We start from the raw sequence: 20584 nt of genomic DNA, 5'->3' as shown, positions 1-20584 counted from the left end.
CTCGCCGCAGACCCCTCCGAGGGCGGTGACGCGTCCGCCCCTAGGCTGTGCGCTCATGTGGGACTTGTTCAAGGCCGTGGTGCTCGGGACCATCCAGGGTCTGACGGAGTTCCTCCCGATCTCCAGCAGCGCCCACCTGCGGATCTTCCCCGAGCTCTTCGGGTGGGGAGACCCGGGTGCGGCGTTCACCGCGGTGATCCAGATCGGTACCGAGCTTGCGGTGCTGATCTACTTCCGCAAGGACATCTGGAACATCGGCAGCAGCTGGGTCAGGTCGATCTTCAAGCCCGAGTACCGCGGGACCCTCGAGACCCGGATGGGCTGGTTCATCATCGTCGGCTCGCTGCCGATCGTGGTGCTGGGCATCGCGCTGAAGGACGTGATCGAGCGCGACTTCCGCAACCTGTGGATCATCGCCACCGCGCTGGTCGTGATGGGTGTGGTCCTGGGCATCGCCGACCGGGTGAGCAGGAACGACCGCAAGATCAAGAACATCACCCTGCGTGACGCCCTGCTGATGGGTGGTGCCCAGGCACTCGCCCTCATCCCGGGAGTCTCCCGCTCGGGGGCGACCATCTCCATGGGTCGCTTCCTGGGCTTCGAGCGCGAGGCCGCGACCCGGTTCGCCTTCCTGCTGGCGATCCCCGCCGTGGTCGGCGCCGGTCTCTTCGAGCTGAAGGAGATCCCGCACGGAGCCAACAGCTACGGCTGGGGCCCGACGATCCTGGCCACCGTCGTCTCCTTCGTGGTCGGGTACGCCGCCATCGCCTGGCTGCTGCGCTACGTCTCGACCCGCTCCTACACCCCGTTCGTGATCTACCGGGTGGTCCTGGGCCTGGCGACGATGGCGCTGCTGACCACCGGCGTGCTGGTCGCCTGAGCGGCTACAGCCAGCCCACCTTCTTGAACCACACGTAGAGGCCCGCGGCGACGCCGATCATCATCGCCAGGGAGAACGGGTAGCCGTAGTGCCACCCCAGCTCCGGCATGTAGTCGAAGTTCATCCCGTAGACGCCGGCGATCAGGGTCGGGACGACGACCAGCGCCGCGGCTGCGGAGATCTTCCGCATGTCCTCGTTCTGCTGCAACGAGATCTGCGAGACGTGGGCGTCGAAGGCGCTGGAGAGCAGCGAGTCCATGGAGTCGACGGACTCGCAGAACCTGATCAGGTGGTCCGAGACGTCGCGGAAGTACTCCATGCCCTCGTCCGAGACGTGCAGCACGTGTCCGATGGAGAGCAGGCGCATCGGCTCGCGCAGAGGGTGGGCGGCCCGGCGGACCTCGGCGATCTCGCGCTTGAGGGTGTAGATCCGCTCGGCGTCGCGGGACCTGACGTCACGCGAGCCGGAGAAGACCGAGGTCTCGATCTCGTCGATGTCGACCTCGAGCCCGGCGGCCACCAGCTCGTAGTCGTCGACCACCTTGTCGCAGACCGCGTAGAGCACCGCGGTGGGACCGTGCGCCAGCAGCCGGGCCCGCGACTCCAGGTCGCGCCGGGACGCCTGCAGGTCCGAGCCGTCGCCGTGCCGGACCGTGACCACGTAGTCGGCACCGACGAAGACCGCGATCTCGCCGGTCTCCACGGCGTCCAGCTCGTCGACGTACCAGAGCGTCTTGACCACCATGAAGATCATCTCGTCGTAGCGCTCCAGCTTGGGTCGCTGGTGGGCGTTGACCGCGTCGTCCACGGCGAGGGGGTGCAGCCCGAAGGTCGAGGCGACCGACTGCATCTCGTCGTGTGCGGGGTCGTGCAGGCCCACCCACTGGAAGTCACCCGGCTGCCGGGTCGCAGAGACGCCGACGACGTCGTCGACCGACTTGTCGTGCTCGATCCGGTGCCCGGCCCGGTACACCGCGTTGTCCACGATCACTTTCCGAGGGTAGCGCCACTAGGCTCGAGCGCATGGCCACGGTGATCCTGGTGCGGCACGGCCGCACCACCGCGAACGCGTCCGGGATGCTGGCCGGACGGCAGGCGGGCGTCCGGCTCGACGAGGAGGGCGTCCGGCAGGCCCGAGCAGCCGCGGAGAGGCTCGCCGACGTCCCACTGGCCGCCGTGGTGAGCAGCCCGTTGGAGCGGTGCGAGCAGACCGCGCGGCTGCTGCTGGAGCGACAGGCCGAGGCGCCCGCGCTCGAGACGGACGAGCGGCTCACCGAGTGCGACTACGGCGACTGGCAGGGCCGCAAGATCGCGGACCTGGCCAAGGAGGACCTGTGGCGCACGGTGCAGCAGCACCCCTCGGCCGCGGTCTTCCCCGCCGGAGAGTCGCTCGCGGCGATGTCGGCGCGCGCCGTCGCCGCCGTCCGCGAGCGCGACGCCGCCGTCGAGGCCGTCTCCGGGCCGCAGGCGGTGTGGGCCGCGGTGAGCCACGGCGACGTGATCAAGGCGATCCTGGCCGACGCCCTGGGCACCCACCTGGACCAGTTCCAGCGGATCGTGGCCGATCCCGCCTCGGTGAGCATGGTGCGCTTCGCGGCCGGCCGCCCCTTCGTGCTCGGCGTCAACACCCATGCCGGTGACCTGGCCTGGCTGGCCGCCGGGCCGGCGACGGAGGCGCCCGCCCAGGACGCCGTGGTGGGCGGGGGAGCGGGCCCGGCGACAGTCGCTGGCGCCCGGACCTAGGGTGGGTCACATGGCTGTCGTGCACTCCTTCGATCCCCCCGAGCGCTTCGTCACCGGGACGGTGGGCGAACCCGGGCAGCGGACCTTCTTCCTCCAGGCCCGCGAGGGCGGGCGGCTGGTCAGCGTCTCGTTGGAGAAGCAGCAGGTGATCGCCCTGGTCGAGCGGATCGACGAGCTCCTCGACGAGCTGATGGCCAGCGCCATGAGCGACGCCTTGATCCCCGCGGTCGCCCCGGTCGACCTGGAGGACCGCGACCCCCTCGAGCAGCCGATCGACGAGGAGTTCCGCGCCGGCACCATGACCCTGTCCTGGGACCCCGGTGACCAGCGCGTGGTGATCGAGGTCTTCCCGTTCAGCGAGGCCGCGGTGGTCTCCCCGGACCAGCTCGACGAGCTCTCCCAGGAGACCTTCGAGGAGCCCGAGCCCGACGAGCTGCTGCTGGTCCGGATCACGCCGGGTGTGGCCCGCGCGTTCTGCGCCCGCGCGCTGCACGTCATCGAGGCCGGGCGCCCGCCCTGCCCGTTCTGCGGCAACCCGGTCGACCCTGACGGCCACCTGTGCGTGCGGGCCAACGGGTTCCGCCGCCGGGAGCCGTGACCGCCGCGGGTGCGGGCCCCGGCGCGGCCCAGCAGGTGCCGGAGCGGGGCGAGATCGTCCTCCAGGGCCGGGTGATGCCGGCCTCCAACGCGACCTTCGTCGGCGAGGTCGACGGCGTCCGGGTCGTCTACAAGCCGGTGGCCGGCGAGCGTCCGCTGTGGGACTTCCCGGACGGCACCCTGGCCGCCCGTGAGGTGGCCGCGTACGAGGTGTCGCAGGCGCTGGGGTGGGGCGTGGTGCCGCACACGGTGCTGCGCGACGGGCCGCACGGCGTCGGCATGGTCCAGCGCTGGCAGGACGCCGACCCCGAGCAGCAGGCGGTCGACATCGTCGACCTCGACGACGTGCCCGAGGGCTACCTGCACGTCTTCGACGGCGTGGACGGTGCCGATCGGCCGGTCTCCCTGGTCCACGAGGACACGGCCGCGCTGCGCCGGATGGCGGTCTTCGACGTCCTGGTCAACAACGCCGACCGCAAGGGCGGTCACGTCCTGGCCATGCCCGACGGGCACAGGTACGGCGTGGACCACGGCGTCTGCTTCCACGAGGAGCCCAAGCTGCGCACGGTGCTCTGGGGCTGGGCCGGCCTGCCCGTCACCCCGCCCGAGCTCGACGGCGTCCGGCGGGTCAGGGTCGCGCTCGACGGCCCCCTCGGGGACCGGCTGCTGGGGCTGTTGAGCGCCGAGGAGGTCGCCGCGACCCGACGGCGGGCCGACCGGCTGCTGGCCACCGCGACGATGCCGATGCCCCAGGACGGGTGGCCGACGATTCCCTGGCCACCGTTCTAGGTAGGCTGCGACGCATGCGCGCCTGGTCTGCCCCCGACGTCCCGGTCCTCCCTGTCGAGGGCCCGCCGGTCCGGGTCCACGACTCGGCCACCGGAAGCCTGGTGTCCTCGGTGCCCGAGGGGGCGGCCCGTCTCTACGTCTGCGGGATCACCCCCTACGACGCCACCCACCTGGGCCACGCCGCGACGTACGTCGGCTTCGACCTGCTCAACCGCGCCTGGCGCGCGGCGGGCCACCCGGTCTCGTACGTGCAGAACGTGACCGACGTCGACGACCCGCTGCTGGAGCGTGCCCGGAAGGTCGACATCGACTGGGTCGCCCTCGCCGAGCGTGAGACCGAGCTCTTCCGCCAGGACATGGAGGCGCTGCGGGTGCTGCCGCCCGAGCACTACATCGGCGCGGTGGAGTCCATCCCGCTCGTCATCGACTACATCGAGCGGCTGCGCCGGACCGGCTCGGTCTACCAGGTCGAGGACGACCTCTACTTCTCGGTCTCCGCGGACCCCGCCTTCGGGGCGGTCTCCGGGCTGGACCGCGAGCGGATGGTCGCCCTGTTCGCCGAGCGCGGGGGAGACCCCGAGCGGGAGGGCAAGAAGGACCCGCTGGACTGCGTGCTGTGGCGCGGCGAGCGCCCCGGCGAGCCGTCCTGGGAGAGCCCGTTCGGTCCCGGTCGCCCGGGCTGGCACGTGGAGTGCACCGCCATCGCCCAGCAGTTCCTGGGCCGGCACTTCGACGTCCAGGGCGGTGGCTCGGACCTCGTCTTCCCGCACCACGAGATGAGCGCCAGCGAGGCGCACGTGGCGACCGGCGAGCCGTTCGCCCGCGCGTACACGCACGCGGGCATGGTGGCCTACGACGGCGAGAAGATGTCGAAGTCGCGGGGCAACCTGGTCTTCGTCTCCCAGCTGCGGCACAGCGACGTCGACCCGATGGCGATCCGGCTCGCGCTGCTGCGCCACCACTACCGCAGCGACTGGGAGTGGACCGATGCCGAGCTGTGGGACGCCGTCGACACGCTGGCCCGGTGGCGCCGCGCACTCTCGCTCGGCGCGGGTGCGCCCGCGATGCCGGTGGTGCAGTCCGTCCTGGCCGCCCTGGCCGAGGACCTCGACGCCCCCCGCGCGCTCCAGGTCGTCGACCGGTGGGTCGCCGAGACGCTGGGCACCGAGGGACTCGCCGACACCTCGGATCCCGCCGCCGCGGCCACCGTGCACCAGCTGCTCGACGCGGCGCTCGGCCTCTCCCTCTGACCTGTCCTGTGACCCCTGCCTCTGACCCGGCGGGCGCCGGGTGGCTCGACCTGCTCGGCGCGGCAGCTCAGCCGGTGTCGTCGCGCCGCTTGAGGTAGCGCTCGAACTCCCGGGCGATCGCCTCGCCCGAGGCCTCGGGCAGGTCGGTGGTGTCCCGGGTCTCCTCCAGGGAGCGGACGTAGTCGGCGATGTCCTCGTCCTCCTCGGCCAGCTCGTCGACCCCGCGCTCCCAGGCGCGGGCGTCGTCGGGCAGCTCGCCGAGCGGGATCCGGGTCTCCAGCAGCTCCTCGAGCTGGCCCACCAGCGCCAGCGTCGCCTTGGGGCACGGGGGCTGGGCCACGTAGTGGGGAACGGCGGCCCAGTAGGAGACCGAGGGGATGTCGAGGCGCTCGCAGGCGTCCTGGAAGACCCCGACGATCCCGGTGGGTCCCTCGTAGGTCGACTGCTCCAGCCTGAGCCGGTCGATCAGGTCGGGCTCCGACGCCGTCCCGGTGACGGGGATGGGCCGGGTGTGCGGGGTGTCGGCGAGCAGGGCGCCGAGGGTGATGACCAGCTCGCCCCCGAGCTCGTCGCAGGCCGCGAGGAGCTCGGCGCAGAACTGCCGCCAGCGCATGTTGGGCTCGATGCCGTGGATCAGGATGACGTCGCGGCCCAGGTCGGGCGGGGAGGCGACAGCGATCCGGGTGGTGGGCCAGGTCAGGCGCCGGTACCCGTGCTCGTCGGAGCCCACCACGGGGCGGTTGACCTGGAAGTCGTAGAACTCCTCGGGGTCGATCGCGCCGACCACGGTGGCGTCCCACGCCTCCATCAGGTGGAGCACCACCCCGGAGGCGGCTTCAGCGGCGTCGTTCCAGCCCTCGAAGGCGGCAATCACCACGGGGTCGACCAGGTCGGTCAGCTCGTCGATCTCGATCACGCCTCCCAGACTAGGCGTTGGCGCAGATTTCCCCGGCTCCGCGCCCAGGTGTCACGATTCGGTACGCCGGTCCAGGTTGCGGACCGCCCCTTACTGTGGCCAGGAGGCCAGGTCGTGTGCCTGCCCTGAGCCGGATCCATCCCCGAGGAGCAGCGTGTCCCACGACTTTCCCATCCAGCACCGTCCGGACCGCAGCGAGGAGCTGCGGGAGACGATGCGTGCACGGGTGCTCGTGGTGGACGGCGCGATGGGCACCGCCATCCAGCGGGACCGTCCGGACGAGGCCGGCTACCGCGGTGAGCGGTTCGCGGACTGGCACTGCGACGTGCAGGGCAACAACGACCTGCTCACCCTGACCCAGCCTGAGCTGGTCGCGTCGATCCACCGGGAGTACCTCGAGGCCGGCGCGGACATCATCGAGACCAACACGTTCAACGCGAACGCGGTCTCCCTGGGCGACTACGGCATGGAGGAGCTCGCCTACGAGCTCAACCACGCCTCCGCGGCGCTGGCCCGCCGGGAGGCGGACGCCGCCGAGGCACGCGACCCCGGCCGGCCGCGCTACGTCGCGGGCGCTCTGGGCCCGACCACCCGGACCGCCTCGATCTCGCCCGACGTCAACGACCCGGGGGCGCGCAACATCAGCTTCGACCAGCTGGTCGCGGCGTACAGCACCGCGGCGCGAGGGCTGGTCGACGGCGGGGCGGACCTGATCTTCATCGAGACCGTCTTCGACACGCTGAACGCGAAGGCGGCGATCTTCGCCGTCGAGACGCTGTTCGAGGAGCAGGGACGACGCTGGCCGGTGGTGATCTCGGGCACGATCACCGACGCCTCCGGACGCACCCTGACCGGGCAGACGACCGAGGCGTTCTGGAACTCCGTGCGGCACGCCCGGCCGCTGCTGGTCGGGCTCAACTGCGCGCTGGGCGCCAAGGAGATGCGTCCCTACGTCGCCGAGCTCAGCCGGATCGCCGACACCTTCGTCTCCGCCTACCCCAACGCCGGACTGCCCAACGCCTTCGGCGAGTACGACGAGGCGGCCGCGGAGACCGCGGCCGTGCTGGCCGAGTTCGCCGACGCCGGCCTGGTCAACCTGGTCGGCGGGTGCTGCGGCACCACCCCGGCGCACATCGCCGCCATCGCGGAGGCGGTCGAGGGCAAGGCGCCGCGGGTCGTGCCCGAGGTGCCGTCCGCCCTGCGGCTCTCCGGCCTCGAGCCGTTCACCGTCACCCCCGACAGCCTCTTCGTCAACGTGGGGGAGCGGACCAACATCACCGGGTCGGCCCGCTTCCGGAAGCTGATCAAGGACGGCGACTACGACACCGCGCTCTCGGTGGCTCTCCAGCAGGTGGAGAACGGCGCGCAGGTCATCGACGTCAACATGGACGAGGGCATGATCGACGGCGTCGCCGCGATGGACCGGTTCCTCAAGCTCGTCTCCGCGGAGCCCGACATCAGCCGGGTGCCGGTGATGGTCGACTCCTCCAAGTGGGAGGTGATCGAGGCCGGGCTCAAGTGCGTCCAGGGCAAGCCGATCGTCAACTCCATCTCCATGAAGGAGGGCGAGGAGGCGTTCCGCGAGCACGCCCGGCTGTGCCGCAAGTACGGCGCCGCGGTGGTGGTGATGGCCTTCGACGAGGACGGGCAGGCCGACAACCTGGCCCGGCGCAAGAGCATCTGCGAGCGCGCTTACCGGATCCTGGTCGACGAGGTCGGCTTCCCGGCCGAGGACATCATCTTCGACCCCAACGTCTTCGCCGTCGCCACGGGCATCGAGGAGCACGCCTCGTACGGGCTGGACTTCATCGAGGCGACCCGGTGGATCAAGGAGAACCTCCCCGGCGCCCTGGTCTCCGGAGGCATCTCCAACGTCTCCTTCTCGTTCCGGGGCAACAACCCGGTCCGCGAGGCGATCCACGCCGTCTTCCTCTTCCACGCGATCCGCGCCGGGCTCGACATGGGCATCGTGAACGCCGGCGCGCTGGTCGTCTACGACCAGGTCGAGGCCGGGCTGCGCGAGCGGATCGAGGACGTCGTGCTCGACCGTCGTCCCGACGCCGCGGAGCGGCTGCTGGAGATCGCGGAGACCTACAACCGTCGCGACGCCCAGGACGAGGCGGTCCAGGACGAGTGGCGCTCCCTGCCGGTCAGCGAGCGCATCACCCACGCCCTGGTCAAGGGGATCGACGCCTACGCCGAGTCCGACACCGAGGAGCTGCGCGCCGAGATCGCCGCCCGCGGCGGACGGCCCATCGAGGTGATCGAGGGCCCGTTGATGGACGGCATGAACGTGGTCGGCGACCTGTTCGGCGCCGGCAAGATGTTCCTGCCCCAGGTGGTGAAGTCGGCCCGGGTGATGAAGAAGGCCGTGGCCTACCTGATCCCCTTCATCGAGCAGGAGAAGATCGACAACCCCGCCCTGGCCACCCAGAAGGAGACCAACGGGACGATCGTGATGGCGACCGTCAAGGGCGACGTCCACGACATCGGCAAGAACATCGTCGGCGTGGTCCTGCAGTGCAACAACTACGAGGTGATCGACCTCGGGGTGATGGTGCCGACGCAGAAGATCCTCGACACCGCCCGTGAGGTGGACGCCGACATCATCGGACTCTCCGGCCTGATCACCCCCTCCCTCGACGAGATGGTGCGGGTGGCGACGGAGATGCAGCGCCAGGGGATGGAGATCCCGCTGCTGATCGGGGGCGCGACCACCTCGCGCGCGCACACGGCGGTCAAGGTCGACCCCCGGTACGACGGCTCCGTGGTCTGGGTGAAGGACGCGTCCAGGTCCGTCCCGACGGCCGCCGCCCTGCTGCACCCCGAGCGGCGGGCCGCCCTGATGAGCGACGTGAAGGCCGACTACGACGCGCTGCGTGCACGGCACGCGACCAAGAACGACCGTCCGATGGTCACCTTGGAGCAGGCGCGCGCCAACCGGACGCCGATCGACTGGGAGGGCTACCTCCCACCGGTCCCCGCGCGTCCGGGCGTGCACGTCCTGGCCGACCAGGACCTCGGCGAGCTGCGCGACTACATCGACTGGCAGCCCTTCTTCAACGCCTGGGAGATGAAGGGGCGCTTCCCCGACATCCTCAACAACCCCACCACCGGCGAGGCTGCGCGCAAGCTCTACGACGACGCCCAGGCGATGCTCGACCGGATCGTGGCCGAGGGGTGGCTGACCGCGAACGCGGTCGTCGGGTTCTTCCCGGCCAACGCGGTCGGCGACGACGTCGAGGTCTACACCGACGAGTCGCGCTCGAGCGTGCTCACCCGGCTGCACCACCTGCGCCAGCAGGGCGACCACCGCTCAGGGGTGCCGAACCGGGCGCTCTCGGACTTCGTCGCCCCGCTCGAGACCGGGCTGGCCGACCACGTCGGCGCCTTCGCCGTCACCGCCGGGGTGGGCGCCCAGGAGCGGGTGGAGGAGTTCCGGCGGGAGCTCGACGACTACTCCGCGATCCTGCTGGAGTCCCTCGCCGACCGCTTGGCCGAGGCGTTCGCCGAGCGGCTGCACCAGCGGGTGCGCACCGACCTGTGGGGGCACGCGGCCTCGGAGCAGCTGAGCAACGAGGACCTGATCGCCGAGAAGTACGCCGGCATCCGGCCGGCGCCGGGCTATCCGGCGTGCCCCGACCACACCGAGAAGCAGACGCTGTGGGAGCTGCTCGACGTGGAGGCGGCGACCGGCATCCGGCTCACCGAGAGCATGGCCATGTGGCCGGGCGCCGCGGTCTCCGGGTGGTACTTCTCGCACCCGCAGTCGCAGTACTTCGTGGTCGGCCGGCTCGGCCGGGACCAGGTCGCGGACTACGCCGAGCGCAAGGGCTGGACCCTGGTCGAGGCCGAGCGCTGGCTCTCGCCGAACCTCGGCTACGACCCGGAGGACTGAGGCGGTCCAGGCCCGGCACCCGCCTCACCGCGGGACCGGACGGGACGTGGTCAGGGGGCGCCGTCGCGTCGCCGCGCCAGGCTCCACCTGGCCGCGGAGAACAGGAGCCTGATCCCCGCGCCCAGCACGACCAGGTTCAGCAGCATCTGCAGCGTCACGAGCAGGCGGCTCCCGTCGCTCAGTGCCACGATGTCCCCGAAGCCGACGGTGGCGAAGACCGAGACGGTGAGGTAGAGCGCCCCCGGGGCGTCGAGGGGCTCGCTGAAGTGGCCGGGATCCTCCATCGAGACCGCCAGGTAGATGCGGGCGAAGATCAGCAGGTAGAGCGGGACCACCAGGCAGAGTGCCTCGGCCGCCCGGAGCATGGGGTGCACAGCGCGGATGATCGCGGGGAGCTGGACGGCTCCGACCACCAGGAACAGCACGAGCTGCAGCCCGAGCCACCACGAGCTCGGCTGCCGGCCCGGGCCCTCCCGTGGCAGGAGGAAGTAGGCCGCGACCAGGACGGTGAGGGACAGCGTGATCCGGAGCGCCATCAGGAGCACCACGCGCACGGCGGCACCTCCTTCGACCGTCTCGGCCCTGTGAAGCCTTTCGAGCATGGCACGCCGGCGCCCTTCTGCAGCAGGGCCGTGGCGGTGACGGCCGAGGGACACCCGCGGCCTACGCTGGGTGCGTCCCACGGCACGTCGCACGCATCCTTCGGAGGACCCCCTGAGCACCGACTTTCCCGCTGTCGCCGCAGGTCCGGAATCCCAGGGAGGCGAAGCCGCCCTGCACGCCGTCCTGTGGGACATGGACGGCACGCTGGTCGACACCGAGCCCTACTGGATCGAGACCGAGTTCGAGCTCGCCCGACGGTACGGCGGAACGTGGTCGCACGAGCACGCCCTCAACCTGGTCGGCAACGACCTGCTGGAGTCGGGGCGCTACATCCGCACCCACATGGGGATCGACCTGGAGCCCGCGCAGATCGTCGAGGAGCTGCTCGACGGGGTCGTCGCCCGGGTCGAGCAGGCCGTCCCTTGGCGTCCCGGAGCGCGCGAGCTGCTCGCCGAGCTGACCGCGGCCGGCGTGCCCTGCGCCCTGGTCACCATGTCGTACCGGCGCTTCGTCGACCCGGTGCTCGCCCAGCTGCCGGAGGGGACCTTCCAGGCCCTGGTGACGGGTGACGTGGTCTCTCGCGGCAAGCCGCACCCCGAGCCGTACCTGACCGCGGCGGCCGCCCTCGGCGTCCTGCCGACCGAGTGCGTGGCCATCGAGGACTCCGACACGGGAGCCCGGTCCGCGGTCGCTGCCGGCTGCTCCGTCCTGTGCGTGCCCAACCACGTCCCGATCGCGTCTGGACCCGGCCGTTTCTTCGCAGAATCCTTGGCTGATATCAGTTTGGACACGTTGCGCCGCGGGAGTGTTTCACGGCGTGACCCAGGGCACGCCGCTGAGTAATGTCACGCGCACCTGCCCGGTCGATCGACCGGGCACGACTTGTGCGAAGGGTGATGACGTGCAGAAGACATCCAAGCGAAGGGTGCGGCTGGCCACCGTCGGGCTTGCGGCGGCAGCTCTGGTGCTGACCGGCTGCGCGGAGAGCGAGCGCTCCGACGAGGGCAACAGCGACGGCGGCGGGACGTTCGTCTTCGCCGGCGCGGCCGAGCCCAAGCTGCTCGACCCGGCGTTCGCCTCCGACGGCGAGACCTTCCGGGTCGCGCGACAGATGTTCGAGGGCCTGGTCGGGACCGAGCCGGGCACGCCCGACCCGGCCCCGCTGCTGGCCGAGAGCTGGGACAACAGCGAGGACGGGCTGGAGTACACCTTCCAGCTGCGCGACGGCGTGAGCTTCCACGACGGCACCGAGTTCAACGCCGAGGCGGTCTGCGCCAACTTCGACCGCTGGTACAACTTCCCCGCGGCCGTCCAGACCGACGACTTCGCCTACTACTACGCCAAGCTCTTCCGTGGGTTCGCCACCGGTGAGAAGAAGGCCGAGGCGATCTACGACTCCTGCGAGGCGACCGACGACCTCGAGGCCAAGATCACCCTCAAGGAGCCGTTCGCCGGCTTCGCCGCGGCGCTCTCGCTGCCGGCGTTCTCCATGCAGAGCCCGACCGCCCTGGAGAAGTACCAGGACGACGCTGCCGCGAACGTCAACACCACCGAGTACTCCACCGCGCACCCGACCGGGACCGGCCCCTTCGTCTTCGACTCCTGGGACCGCGGCAACCGGGTCACCCTGAAGCGCAACGACGACTACTGGGGCGAGAAGGCCCAGGTCGACACCGTGCAGATCGTCGCGATCGACGACCCGGCCGCGCGTGCCACCGCCGTGCAGAACGGTGACGTGGACGGCGCCGACCTGATCGGCCCCGCCGACATCGAGCCGCTGGAGGAGGCGGGCATGCAGGTCATGCCCCGCGACCCCTTCACGATCCTCTACCTCGGCATCAACCAGAAGCAGAAGCCGTTCGACGACCTGCGCGTCCGTCAGGCGATCGCGCACGCGATCGACAAGGAGGCCGTCGCGGCCGCCTCGCTGCCCGAGGGCTCCGAGATCGCCACCCAGTTCATCCCGCAGAGCGTGAACGGGTGGAACGAGGACGTCACCGAGTACGAGTACGACCCCGCCAAGGCCGAGCAGCTGCTCAAGGACGCCGGTGCCACCGGCGCGACGCTGGAGTTCAACTACCCCACCAGCGTCTCCCGTCCGTACATGCCGGCTCCTGAGGACACCTTCAACGTGATCCGCTCGCAGCTGGAGGCCGTCGGCCTGAAGGTCAAGCCCGTCGCGGACATCTGGACCCCGGACTACCTGGACAAGATCCAGGGCACCGCCAACCACGGCCTGCACCTGCTCGGCTGGACCGGCGACTACAACGACACCGACAACTTCGTCGGCGTCTTCTTCGGTGCCGAGAGCGACGAGTTCGGGTTCAAGAACCCGGAGCTCTTCGACAAGCTGGCCGAGGCGCGCGGGATCCCGACCGTCGACGAGCAGACCCCGCTCTACGAGGAGATCAACGCCGACGTGATGGAGCTCCTGCCGGCCATCCCGATCGCGCACCCGGCCCCCTCGCTGGCCTTCGGCGCCGACGTCGACGGATACCAGCAGAGCCCCGTCAACGACGAGGTCTGGAACACCGTCACGGTCGGCTGATCGCCGTACGGAACAACAACCACTGCCCCCGCTCTGCGGGGCGGAAGGCTGAGTGATGCTGCGCTTTGTCCTCCGGCGGCTGGCCCTGATGGTGCCGGTGCTCGTCGGACTCTCGATCCTGCTCTTCGCGTGGGTCCGGGCCCTTCCCGGTGACCCGGCACGGGCCTTGCTCGGACAACGAGCAACGCCGGAGGGCATCGCGCGGATCAACGACCTGTACGGCTTCGACGAACCACTGCTCCAGCAGTACGTCACCTACGTCCAGGCCCTGCTCAGCGGCGACTTCGGCCGCTCGATCAGGACCGGGCAGCCGGTGACGGAGAGCTTCCTGGAGAAGTTCCCCGGGACGCTCGAGCTGGGCCTGGCGGCCCTGCTCATCGCGGTCCTGGTCGGGGTGCCGCTGGGCTACTACGCGGCCAAGCACCAGGGCCGGTTCCTCGACACCGCCATCGTGTCCGGGTCGCTGCTCGGGGTCGTCACCCCCGTCTTCTTCCTGGCCATCCTGCTCAAGCTCGTCTTCGCCGACTGGCTGGGCCTGCTGCCGACCAGCCTGCGGCAGGACGCGCGGATGGAGGCCACGCACGTCACGAACTTCTACGTCCTGGACGGCATCCTCACCCAGGAGTGGGACGCCGCCTGGGACGCCGCGGTCCACCTGATCCTGCCGGCCATCGCGCTGGCCACGATCCCGCTGGCGATCATCGTCCGGATCACCCGGGCCGCCGTCTCCGAGGTGCTGGACGAGGACTACGTCCGCACCGCGAACAGCAAGGGCCTGGCCACCCAGGTCATCTCCCGCCGGCACGTGCTGCGCAACGCGCTGCTGCCGGTGGTCACCACGATCGGGCTCCAGGCCGGCCTGCTGTTCAGCGGGGCGGTGCTCACCGAGACCGTCTTCGCCTGGAACGGCATCGGCAAGTACCTGTTCGAGGCGATCGGACAACGTGACTATCCGGTGCTCCAGGGCTACATCCTGTTCATCGCGGTGATCTACGCCCTCATCAACCTGGCCGTGGACGTCGCCTACGGCGTGATCGATCCCCGGGTGCGTGTCTCATGAGCATTCCCATCCCGCCCGCCCAGACGACCGGCTTCGACCTGGTCCCGGTCGACGACGCTCCGGGGGTCGGCCTCTGGCGTGCCGCCTGGCGGCGTCTGCGCCGCAACCCCACGGCGATCGTCGGGGCCCTGATCGTGCTCGGCTTCGTGGTGGTCGCGCTCGCGGCGCCGCTGCTCACCCCCTACCAGCCCGGCACCGCCGAGTGGTCCGGGCAGGTGACGCCCTCCAGCGTCCCGGGACCCAGCGAGGACCACCTGCTCGGTCTGGACCGCTTCGGCTCCGACCTCTACACGCAGATGCTCTACGGCGCGCGCCAGTCGCTCCTCTACGGGATCGTCGCCACCGCCATCGGGCTGGTGCTCGGTGCCGGTCTCGGCATCCTGGCGGGCGGCGCGGCGAGCATCGGCGGCCGGTTCGGCGGCTGGATCGACTCCACCGTGATGCGGGTCGTCGACATCATGCTCTCGGTGCCCAGCCTGCTGCTGGCCGTGAGCATCGCCGCCGTCCTGGGGCAGAACCCGTACGCCGTGATGATCGCCATCGGCGTGGCCCAGGTGCCGATCTTCGCCCGTCTGCTGCGTGGGTCGATGCTGGCCCAGGGCCGGTCCGACTACGTGCTGGCCGCCTCGGCGCTCGGGCTCCGCAAGCGCCGGATCGTGATGGGCCACGTGCTGCCCAACTCGCTCGGTCCGACGATCGTGCAGGCCACGCTCAACCTCGCGACGGCCATCATCGAGGTCGCCGCCCTCTCCTTCCTCGGCCTCGGCCAGCCCGACCCGGCCGTCGCCGAGTGGGGACGCATGCTGGTGGCCGCGCAGGACCGCTTCCAGGTGGCGCCGCTGCTGGCCATCCTCCCCGGTGCGGCCATCGCCGTCACCGCCCTGGGCTTCACCCTCTTCGGCGAGGCCCTGCGCGAGGCCCTCGACCCCAGGAGCCGACGATGAACACTGTCTCCAGTCCTGCCAACCCCAGCGGCACGGGCCCGGGCACCGGGATCCCGGGCGCCACCGTCTCGGCCGTCCCCCGGCCGGCCGGCTCTCGCCGTGCCGGCGGCGAGCAGCCCCTGCTCAAGGTGCGGAACCTGAGCGTGGAGTTCGGCCTGAAGGGCCAGCGCCGGGTGCGCGCGGTCGACGAGGTCTCCTTCGACATCCACGCCGGCGAGCACGTCGGTCTGGTGGGGGAGTCCGGCAGCGGCAAGTCCGTGACGTCGCTGGCGATCATGGGCCTGCTACCGGCTCGCGGGGTGCACGTGAGCGGCGAGGTGCTCTACCAGGGCGAGAACCTGCTCACCCAGTCGCCGCGCCAGATGAGTCGCCTGCGGGGCCGGGAGATCGCCATGGTCTTCCAGGACCCGATGACCTCGCTCAATCCGGTCGTGCCCATCGGGCTGCAGCTCACCGAGGTGATCCGCAGGCACCAGGACCTCAGCCGCAAGGGCGCCCAGCGCCGCGCGATCGACCTGCTCGAGCAGGTCGGGATCCCGGACCCGGCGCGCCGGGTGGGGGAGTACCCGCACCAGCTCTCGGGCGGCATGCGGCAGCGGGTGCTGATCGCGATCGCGCTCGCCTGCGGCCCCAAGCTGCTGATCGCCGACGAGCCGACCACCGCGCTCGACGTCACCATCCAGGCCCAGGTCCTGGAGGTGCTCAAGGAGCTGGTCGCCGACACGGACGCCGCGCTGCTGATGATCACCCACGACCTGGGGGTCGTGGCGGGGCTGTGCGACCAGGTCAACGTCATGTACTCGGGCCGGATCGTGGAGTCGACCGGACGCGAGCCGCTCTTCATGCGCCCGCGGCACCCCTACACGGGCGGGCTGCTGGCCAGCATCCCGCGGCTCGACTCCCCTCGGGGCGTCCCGCTGCGACCGATCCCCGGATCGCCCACGCAGACGATCCCGTGGACTCAGGGGTGCGCGTTCGCGCCCCGCTGCCAGAACCGCGTCGAGCGGTGCACCACCGAGCCTCCGGCGCTGGAGCCGGACTCCGACCGGCTGCTGCGCTGCTTCAACCCGTTGGTCGCAACCGAGACGGAGGAGGTCCGATGAGGGAGCCGCTGCTCAAGGTCGAAGGGCTCAAGGTCCACTTCCCGATCCGCGACGGGCTGCTGCTGAACCGTCAGGTCGGCGCGGTCAAGGCGGTCGACGGGGTCGACCTGGAGATCGCCGCCGGTCGGACGCTGGGCCTGGTGGGGGAGTCGGGCTGCGGCAAGTCGACCCTGGGCCGCGCCATCCTGCGGCTGTCTCCGGTGACCGAGGGACGCGTCGTGTTCGACGGCACCGACGTGGCCTCGCTCAAGGGTGAGCGGCTGCGCGCCATCCGGCAGGACATGCAGATGGTCTTCCAGGACCCGCTCGCCAGCCTCAACCCTCGACAGTCCGTCGAGACGATCCTCACCGAGCCGCTGAAGGCGCACGGGGTGAAGTACGACCGCCGGACCCGGGTCCGGGAGCTGCTGGAGCAGGTGGGCCTGCCGGCCAGTGCCGCGCAGAAGTATCCGCACGAGTTCTCGGGCGGCCAGCGTCAGCGGATCGGGATCGCCCGGGCGGTGGCGCTGGAGCCGCGGCTGGTGATCGCCGACGAGCCCGTCTCCGCGCTCGACGTCTCCATCCAGGCGCAGGTGCTCAACCTGCTCGAGGACCTGCAGCAGCAGCTGGGGCTGACCTACCTGGTGATCGCGCACGACCTGGCGGTGGTGCGCCACGTCTCGGACGACGTCGCGGTCATGTACCTCGGCGGCATCGTCGAACAGGCACCCTCGGACCAGCTCTACGACGCGCCGCTCCACCCGTACACGAAGGCCCTGATGTCGGCCGTCCCGGTCCCGGACCCGCACGTCGAGGCGTCGCGGGAGCGCATCCTGCTGCGCGGGGACCTGCCGTCGCCCGCCGCACCCCCGTCGGGCTGTCGCTTCCACACCCGGTGCCCGTTCCGGCAGGCCGAGCGCTGCGACACCGAGCGCCCGCTGCTGCGGGTCGTGAGCCAGGGCGAGGCCAGCCACCGGGTGGCCTGCCACTACGCCGAGGAGATCGCCTCGGGCGTGATCAGGCCGCGCGGGGACGCCGTCGTGGAGTCCACTCCCGCCTGATCCGCCTCGTCCGTCGGACCCTCGGGCACGTGTGCCGAGGGCACCGGCGGCGGGGTGCCGCCGTACGCGGGACAGAGCTCCTGGAAGCTGCACCATGCGCAGAGGGGACCGGGGCGGGGGCGCCAGTCCTCCTCCTCGGCGGCGGTGCGGATCGCCTGCCAGACGGCCTCGATCTTGCGCTCGGTGGCTCGCAGGTCGTCCTCGTCGGGCTGGTAGCGGAGGATCTCGCCGTTGCCCAGGTAGACCAGCTGGAGCATCGACGGCACGACCCCGCGGGAGCGCCACAGCACCAGGGCGTAGAAGCGGAGCTGGAAGAGCGCGGCGGCCTCGAAGCGCTCGTCGGGGGCGCGGCCGGTCTTGTAGTCGACGATCCGCATCCGGCCGTCGGGAGCCACGTCGAGCCGGTCGACGTACCCGCGGAGCAGGAGGCCGGAGTCCAGCACGGTCTCCACGTAGGTCTCGCGCTCGGCCGGCTCCAGGCGCTGCGGGTCCTCCAGGCCGAACCACCGTTCGAGCACGGTCGCGCAGCCAGCCAGCCAGGAGTCGAGCTCGGGCGCCTCGTCCGCCCCGTGATCCTCCTGACCTCGGTCCGCTCCGTCCACCCCGGCAGCCGCGTCCGCGAACAGCTCGGCCAGGACCGGCTCGGCCTCGAGCAGCTCCTCCCAGGCCGGCCGCAGCATCTCGGCCGCCCTGGCAGGAGTGCGCTCCTCGGCCGGGAGGTCGAAGAGCAGCTCGAGCACGCGGTGGACCACCGAGCCCCGAGCCGCGGCCGGAGAGGGCCGCTCGGGCAGCCGGTCGACCGTGCGGAACCGGTAGCGCAGCGGGCAGGCGAGGAAGTCGCCCGCCCGGCTGGGGGACAGGGAGTCCAGGACCCGGATGCCGTCCACCGGGGTCGCCTCGCTGCTCATGTCCTCGACCCTAGGCCAGCACGCCGACAGGGGCTCCGCATCCCTCGGCTAGGCTCAGGAACGTGTCCGAGCCGTCCCCCGGCCCGCGCGAGACCAGCCGGCCCTCCGCGCCACGGCCGCCCGGGACCCTCCGGATCGGCGCCATCGCCGGCGCCGACGTGCTGGTGAGCCGTGCCTGGTTCGTGGTCGCCGCGCTGCTCGCGGTCGTCGCCGCACCGAGGATCGAGCAGGTCGAGCCGGGCCTCGGCGGGTGGAAGTACGTCGCCGGCGCGGGGTTCGCCCTCGTCCTGTGTCTCTCCGTGCTCCTGCACGAGGCCTCGCACGCCCTGGTCGCCCGACGGATGGGTCATCGGGTCAGCTCCATCACCCTGCACGCGCTGAGCGGGCGTACCCAGATCGAGGGCGAGACCCGGACCGCCCGCGAGGAGTTCTGGATCGCCGTGGTCGGGCCGCTGGTCTCCCTGCTGGCGGGTGCGTGCGCGCTGCTGCTCGCCGCGATGGTCCCCGACAGCCTCCTGCGGGTGGCGCTGGTCGGACTCGCGGTGGTGAACCTGATCGTGGGCACCCTGGACCTGGTCCCGGGTCTCCCGCTCGACGGGGGCCGGGTGCTCAAGGCGGCGGTCTGGCAGATCACCGGCAGCCCCTATCGCGGCTCTGTGGTGGCGGGCTGGGGCGGTCGCGTGGTGGCGCTCCTGGTGCTGTGCTGGCCGCTGGTCCAGGAGCAGGTGCTGGGGGTCCGGCCGGTGCTGGTGGACTACCTGCTCGTCCTGGTGCTGGCCGCCTTCCTCTGGGCGGGGGCGAGCGCCTCGCTGGCCTACACCCGGCTCCAGCACGTGCTGCCAGGCGTCGGCGCCCGGGCCCTGGCCCGCAGAGCGCTCCAGGTGCCGGGCGACGTCCCGCTCTCCGAGGCGGTCCGGCGCGCGCAGGAGGCGGAGGCCGGCAGCATCGTGACCGTCGGGCCGGCAGGTGAGCCGGTGGGCATCGTCGACGAGGCCGCGGTGCTGGCCACCCCGGTCGAGCGTCGACCCTGGGTGCCGGTCTCGGCGATGAGCCGGGCGCTGCAGCCGGGGATGTCGCTGCCCGCCGACCTGGTGGGCGAGCAGCTGCTGGGAGCCCTCAACCGGTGCCCGGTCCCGGAGTACCTGCTGCTCGAGCCCACCGGTCGGCTCTACGGCGTGCTCTCGGCGGCCGACGTCGATCGCGCGCTGCGGGAGGCCGCCGACTAGGGTTCGGCCCATGTCCCACGAGCTCAGCCCGTCCACTCCCGACGTCCCGCAAGACTCCTGGTCGGGGGTGCACCGCGGACCGCTCCGAGTCGGCGAGTGGGTCCGGCTGCTGGACCAGAAGGGTCGGCGCCACAACTTCGAGCTCGTGCCCGGCAAGCGCTTCTTCTCCAACCGCGGCCACCTCGAGCACGACGACCTGATCGGGCGCGAGGAGGGCTTCACCATCGCCTCCTCGGCGGGCGGGGAGTACCTGGTCTTCCGGCCCCTGCTCTCGGAGTTCGTGGTCTCCATGCCGCGCGGTGCGGCCGTGGTCTACCCCAAGGACGCCGCCCAGATCGTCTCCTCCGCCGACATCTTCCCCGGAGCCCGGGTGGTGGAGGCCGGCGCGGGGTCCGGTGCGCTGACCTGCTCCCTGCTGCGTGCGGTCGGCCCGCACGGCCAGGTGATCAGCTGGGAGCGGCGCGAGGAGTTCGCCGACGTGGCGCGGCGCAACGTCGAGCAGTTCTTCGGCGGCGCCCATCCCGCCTGGGACCTGCGGCTCGGCGACCTCGCGGAGGAGCTGCCCGGTGCGACCGCGGAGCCCGCCGACAAGGTGGACCGGGTCATCCTCGACATGCTGGCCCCGTGGGAGTGCGTGGACGCGGTGGCCGGCGCCCTGGTCCCCGGCGGGATCGTGTGCGCCTACGTGGCCACCACGACCCAGCTCTCCCGCGTGGTGGAGACGCTGCGCGCGCACGGGGGCTTCACCGAGCCGCAGGCCTGGGAGTCCCTGGTCCGCGACTGGCACGTGGAGGGCCTAGCGGTCCGGCCCGGTCACAAGATGATCGGCCACACGGCGTTCCTCGTCACCGCCCGGCGGATGGCGCCCGGCCAGCGCCCGCCGCAGAAGAAGCGCCGCCCCGCCCCCGGGGCGTACGGCAGCGACTACTCCGGCCCGCGCCCCGCCGACCTGCCCCCGCAGGCGGCGGAGGAGCCGCTCCAGGGCTGAGGGGCCCGGGCGGTCCGGCCCAACACCCGGGCACAAAGCCCTTCCGATCTGTGACGGCATGAGTAGTGTCACAGAGCAGGAGGTGAGGCAG

At 71.4% G+C, this 20584-nt stretch carries 18 protein-coding genes; 14 read left to right on the top strand and 4 right to left on the bottom strand.

The genetic code is table 11. The annotated features are described in order from the left end of the window. Positions 1 to 55 precede the first annotated feature (55 nt). Complete coding sequence (locus H8838_RS10090) at positions 56 to 880, top strand: undecaprenyl-diphosphate phosphatase (protein ID WP_185996161.1); 825 nt, start codon at positions 56 to 58, stop codon at positions 878 to 880. A gap of 4 nt (positions 881 to 884) precedes the next feature. Here the strand turns inward: H8838_RS10090 and corA are convergent, their stop codons facing one another. After that, positions 885 to 1871 carry a magnesium/cobalt transporter CorA gene (corA, locus tag H8838_RS10085; RefSeq protein WP_181311038.1) on the bottom strand — a complete coding sequence of 329 codons (987 nt, stop codon included), beginning with the start codon at positions 1869 to 1871 and terminating at the stop codon, positions 885 to 887. A 32-nt stretch (positions 1872 to 1903) separates the two neighbouring features. On the opposite strand from corA, the gene H8838_RS10080 reads away from it, so the two are divergent. Genes H8838_RS10080 through mshC form a run of 4 tightly spaced genes read left to right on the top strand, consistent with a single transcriptional unit; the run spans position 1904 to position 5259 of the window. Beyond that, on the top strand, positions 1904 to 2623 hold the full coding sequence (locus H8838_RS10080) for an MSMEG_4193 family putative phosphomutase (RefSeq protein ID WP_181311037.1): 720 nt from the start codon (positions 1904 to 1906) through the stop codon (positions 2621 to 2623). 10 nt (positions 2624 to 2633) lie between these two features. Beyond that, the gene (locus H8838_RS10075; protein ID WP_181311036.1) at positions 2634 to 3221 is read left to right on the top strand and encodes a DUF3090 domain-containing protein; all 588 of its coding nucleotides are present in this window, start codon (positions 2634 to 2636) and stop codon (positions 3219 to 3221) included. Then, positions 3218 to 4009, top strand: coding sequence for an SCO1664 family protein (locus H8838_RS10070; RefSeq protein ID WP_224766051.1), 792 nt, complete (start codon positions 3218 to 3220; stop codon positions 4007 to 4009). The genes H8838_RS10075 and H8838_RS10070 overlap by 4 nt, the downstream gene beginning before the upstream one ends. Positions 4010 to 4023: 14 nt before the next feature. Continuing rightward, entirely contained in the window at positions 4024 to 5259 is a 1236-nt protein-coding gene (gene mshC / locus H8838_RS10065) for a cysteine--1-D-myo-inosityl 2-amino-2-deoxy-alpha-D-glucopyranoside ligase (RefSeq protein ID WP_181311035.1), read from the top strand. A 67-nt stretch (positions 5260 to 5326) separates the two neighbouring features. Here the strand turns inward: mshC and H8838_RS10060 are convergent, their stop codons facing one another. Beyond that, complete coding sequence (locus H8838_RS10060) at positions 5327 to 6175, bottom strand: PAC2 family protein (RefSeq protein ID WP_185996162.1); 849 nt, start codon at positions 6173 to 6175, stop codon at positions 5327 to 5329. A gap of 154 nt (positions 6176 to 6329) precedes the next feature. Between H8838_RS10060 and metH the strand changes: the two genes are divergently transcribed. Continuing rightward, positions 6330 to 10073: a methionine synthase gene (gene metH, locus H8838_RS10055; RefSeq protein WP_185996163.1), complete on the top strand. Its 3744-nt coding sequence runs from the start codon at positions 6330 to 6332 to the stop codon at positions 10071 to 10073. Positions 10074 to 10123: 50 nt separating this feature from the next. Here the strand turns inward: metH and H8838_RS10050 are convergent, their stop codons facing one another. Continuing rightward, positions 10124 to 10627 carry a potassium channel family protein gene (locus tag H8838_RS10050; RefSeq protein WP_219924121.1) on the bottom strand — a complete coding sequence of 168 codons (504 nt, stop codon included), beginning with the start codon at positions 10625 to 10627 and terminating at the stop codon, positions 10124 to 10126. A 160-nt stretch (positions 10628 to 10787) separates the two neighbouring features. Between H8838_RS10050 and H8838_RS10045 the strand changes: the two genes are divergently transcribed. From H8838_RS10045 to H8838_RS10020, 6 genes are read left to right on the top strand one after another with little or no spacing between them, the layout of a single operon-like run. Next, complete coding sequence (locus tag H8838_RS10045) at positions 10788 to 11519, top strand: HAD family hydrolase (RefSeq protein WP_397182178.1); 732 nt, start codon at positions 10788 to 10790, stop codon at positions 11517 to 11519. A gap of 58 nt (positions 11520 to 11577) precedes the next feature. Further along, positions 11578 to 13224 (top strand): ABC transporter substrate-binding protein, encoded by a 1647-nt coding sequence (locus H8838_RS10040; protein WP_224766050.1) that lies wholly within the window; start codon positions 11578 to 11580, stop codon positions 13222 to 13224. A 55-nt stretch (positions 13225 to 13279) separates the two neighbouring features. Then, positions 13280 to 14284, top strand: a complete 1005-nt coding sequence (locus H8838_RS10035; RefSeq protein ID WP_181311031.1) for an ABC transporter permease — start codon at positions 13280 to 13282, stop codon at positions 14282 to 14284. Beyond that, a complete protein-coding gene (locus H8838_RS10030) occupies positions 14281 to 15228 on the top strand; it encodes an ABC transporter permease (protein ID WP_181311030.1) in 948 nt (315 codons plus the stop codon). The genes H8838_RS10035 and H8838_RS10030 overlap by 4 nt, the downstream gene beginning before the upstream one ends. Then, a complete protein-coding gene (locus H8838_RS10025) occupies positions 15225 to 16331 on the top strand; it encodes an ABC transporter ATP-binding protein (RefSeq protein ID WP_181311029.1) in 1107 nt (368 codons plus the stop codon). The genes H8838_RS10030 and H8838_RS10025 overlap by 4 nt, the downstream gene beginning before the upstream one ends. After that, on the top strand, positions 16328 to 17371 hold the full coding sequence (locus H8838_RS10020) for an ABC transporter ATP-binding protein (RefSeq protein ID WP_185996165.1): 1044 nt from the start codon (positions 16328 to 16330) through the stop codon (positions 17369 to 17371). Before H8838_RS10025 ends, H8838_RS10020 begins: the two co-directional genes overlap by 4 nt. On the opposite strand, the gene H8838_RS10015 is transcribed toward H8838_RS10020, so the two are convergent. Then, positions 17299 to 18279 (bottom strand): RecB family exonuclease, encoded by a 981-nt coding sequence (locus H8838_RS10015; RefSeq protein ID WP_181311027.1) that lies wholly within the window; start codon positions 18277 to 18279, stop codon positions 17299 to 17301. The genes H8838_RS10020 and H8838_RS10015 overlap by 73 nt on opposite strands. 62 nt (positions 18280 to 18341) lie before the next feature. Here H8838_RS10015 and H8838_RS10010 point away from each other — a divergent pair, with 62 nt between their 5' ends. Both H8838_RS10010 and H8838_RS10005 read left to right on the top strand, forming a co-directional pair. Then, a complete protein-coding gene (locus H8838_RS10010) occupies positions 18342 to 19505 on the top strand; it encodes a M50 family metallopeptidase (RefSeq protein WP_181311026.1) in 1164 nt (387 codons plus the stop codon). 10 nt (positions 19506 to 19515) lie between these two features. Further along, complete coding sequence (locus H8838_RS10005) at positions 19516 to 20493, top strand: tRNA (adenine-N1)-methyltransferase (RefSeq protein ID WP_185996166.1); 978 nt, start codon at positions 19516 to 19518, stop codon at positions 20491 to 20493. The last annotated feature ends 91 nt before the right edge of the window (positions 20494 to 20584 follow it).

Source organism: Nocardioides campestrisoli (assembly GCF_013624435.2).
Lineage (GTDB): Bacteria > Actinomycetota > Actinomycetes > Propionibacteriales > Nocardioidaceae > Nocardioides > Nocardioides campestrisoli.
This window is presented reverse-complemented; position numbering and strand designations above follow the sequence as displayed.

Bases quoted from the DNA above. Each gene is read 5' to 3' on its own strand.
- H8838_RS10090 (WP_185996161.1), top strand. From the start codon at position 56: ATGTGGGACTTGTTCAAGGCCGTGGTGCTCGGGACCATCCAGGGTCTG.
- H8838_RS10080 (WP_181311037.1), top strand. From the start codon at position 1,904: ATGGCCACGGTGATCCTGGTGCGGCACGGCCGCACCACCGCGAACGCG.
- H8838_RS10075 (WP_181311036.1), top strand. From the start codon at position 2,634: ATGGCTGTCGTGCACTCCTTCGATCCCCCCGAGCGCTTCGTCACCGGG.
- mshC (WP_181311035.1), top strand. From the start codon at position 4,024: ATGCGCGCCTGGTCTGCCCCCGACGTCCCGGTCCTCCCTGTCGAGGGC.
- H8838_RS10035 (WP_181311031.1), top strand. From the start codon at position 13,280: ATGCTGCGCTTTGTCCTCCGGCGGCTGGCCCTGATGGTGCCGGTGCTC.
- H8838_RS10030 (WP_181311030.1), top strand. From the start codon at position 14,281: ATGAGCATTCCCATCCCGCCCGCCCAGACGACCGGCTTCGACCTGGTC.
- H8838_RS10025 (WP_181311029.1), top strand. From the start codon at position 15,225: ATGAACACTGTCTCCAGTCCTGCCAACCCCAGCGGCACGGGCCCGGGC.
- H8838_RS10020 (WP_185996165.1), top strand. From the start codon at position 16,328: ATGAGGGAGCCGCTGCTCAAGGTCGAAGGGCTCAAGGTCCACTTCCCG.
- H8838_RS10015 (WP_181311027.1), bottom strand. From the start codon at position 18,279: ATGAGCAGCGAGGCGACCCCGGTGGACGGCATCCGGGTCCTGGACTCC.
- H8838_RS10005 (WP_185996166.1), top strand. From the start codon at position 19,516: ATGTCCCACGAGCTCAGCCCGTCCACTCCCGACGTCCCGCAAGACTCC.